Below are 2,207 nucleotides of genomic sequence, written 5' to 3' on the forward strand. Positions count from 1 at the left end.
CGGGATCGCCTCGGGTGGCAACGGGACCATCCACAGCGGGCTGTTGGCGCCCTCGGAACCGACGTACAACGACCTGCCGTCGGGCGCGTACATCAGCGACTCGCCCTGCGTCGTGCTCGGCGACGCGAACTTGGCGAGTTGTTGCCCGGGCGCCGAATAGACGGTGACGTCCGAATAGTTGCGGATCGCGAACGAGCGCCCGTCCGGCGCGAACGCGCCGTCGGTCGCGGTGTCCGGAGCGGGCCCCACCGCGGTCAGGTCGTTGACCTGGTCGGTGCGCAACCGCAGCGGCGCCGAGTAGAGCGAACCGGGCGCGCCGAAGAGCTTGCTCGCCACGTACAGCCGGTTGTCGCGCGGATCGATCATCGCGGTCTCGGCGTCGTGTTGCCCGTCGGCGAACCGCAACGGGAAGCTCGTCGCGGGCACGCCGGCATCGGCGAGCGTCGCGGGCTCGGCGATGCGGTACAGCGTGACCTGGGCGCGCGTGCCGAAGTTGTTGCCGATGTCGGCCACGAAGATCGCCGGGGCACCCGCGTCGTCCTTGCCGACCGCGATGGCCTCCCAGTCGGTGTTGGTCACTCCCGACACGCGCAACACCGCGACGGTGCGGCAGGTGCTCGTGTCGATCGCGAACACGTCGGAGGTGTTCCCGCTGTCGTTGAGCGTGTAGGCGATGCCCGGGTGCCGGGAACTGGGCGCCAGACCACTGGACTCGCCGATCCGCGCGTCGGCCAGGTTGCACTGCACCCGGGGTGGCTCGACGGCGTGCGCGGGGGTGGCGCCGGTGAGCGTGGCCAAGGCGGTGGCCAGGGCCGCGACGCAAGCGGTACGGACGGTGCGGGTCGCACGGGTGGCACGGAGGGCACGGAGGCGGTCGAGCCGTCCGCGCCCGCCGATCGGTGGACGACTGTGCGACCTTGCCTGGGGACGTGGTCGATTCATGTTTCCAGGAGATGAGGCCGATCTCACCCGCGTCCAATACCGGTCGGGCATGCATTCATGACGCACCGACATGGGTTCGCCGGCACCGCACCGCTTGGGCATCGGTACATGAGCGCTGGGTCGGCGTGCGACCGCGATCATCCGGCCTTGCGGGCGGAACGCCGCCCTCTCCCGGCCAGTCCAGGCACGGAAGTCGACCGCGGGACGTGCGGCCCCGGGCCGGGGTGAACCCATTCTCGGTGCCCGCGAAGGGCGTTGCTTCCTCGGGGTGCCGATTCCACGCTGCGATTCCGCTTCGTCCACGCCCAAGGAGGCGCCAGGTCATGTTCGACTCCGGATCCGGGTCCCGGTCGAGGGCCCGGGGCAAGCCCCGATCGGCCACATTCGTCGCGTTGTCCGTCGCGGTCGCGCTCGGCGCGATCACCGCCGTGACCGCCCCCGCCTCGGCCGGCGCTCCCGACCGCCCGAAGGCGCAGGCCGCCGCCGCCATCCCGCGCTACGACCACGTGGTGGTGGTCGTGCACGAGAACGCCAACTACGAGGAGATCATCGGCAATTCGCAGGCCCCATACATCAACCAGCTCGCCGCCGGCGGCGCTTCGTTCACCGATTTCCACGGCGAGACGCATCCCAGCCAGCCCAACTACATGGCGATGTTCTCCGGTTCCACGCAGGGCGTCACCGGTGACGAGTGTCCGCCGCCCGGCTCGCCGTACACCGCGGACAACCTCGCCAGGCAACTGATCGACGTGGGCGCCACGTGGGGCAGCTACAACGAGGACTGGTCGGCGGCCAACCCGGGGGCCTGCACGAGTGGTTCGTACGCGCGCAAGCACAATCCGTGGTTGTCGTTCGCGAACGTGCCCGCCGCCACCACGTATCCGGCCACCGCCTTCCCCACCGACTACAACACCCTGCCCACGATCTCCTACGTCGTGCCGAACCAGTGCAACGACATGCACGATCGCCTGTTCAACCCGGCCTGCGGGATCTCCACGGGTGACACCTGGACCCGGAACAAGCTGAGCGGCTACGCGGAGTGGGCCAAGACCCACAACAGCCTGCTCGTGGTCACCTGGGACGAGGACAACTTCCGCAGCGAGAACCGGATCGCGACCGTCCTGTACGGGGCGCACGTCAAGCCCGGCCAGTACGCGGGCCGCAAGGACCACTACAGCCTGCTGCGCACGTTCGAGGACATGTACGGCACCCGGCGCTCGGGCCAGGCCGCGACCGCGACACCGATCACCGAGGTCTGGCAGGAC

General features: G+C 69.7%; 2 protein-coding genes. One reads left to right on the plus strand and one right to left on the minus strand.

Annotated features, from left to right (window positions below; translation table 11 throughout):
* A partial coding sequence (locus ACIBSV_RS50610) for a hypothetical protein (protein ID WP_395874785.1) occupies positions 1–942 on the minus strand: 942 nt, incomplete at its 3' end.
* A gap of 323 nt (positions 943–1,265) precedes the next feature.
* Between ACIBSV_RS50610 and ACIBSV_RS50615 the strand changes: the two genes are divergently transcribed.
* On the plus strand, positions 1,266–2,207 hold a 942-nt coding region (locus tag ACIBSV_RS50615; RefSeq protein ID WP_395874787.1), incomplete at its 3' end, for an alkaline phosphatase family protein.

Origin of the sequence: Embleya sp. NPDC050154 (genome assembly GCF_044460165.1) — a bacterium.
In the GTDB taxonomy this organism is placed as follows: Bacteria; Actinomycetota; Actinomycetes; order Streptomycetales; family Streptomycetaceae; genus Embleya.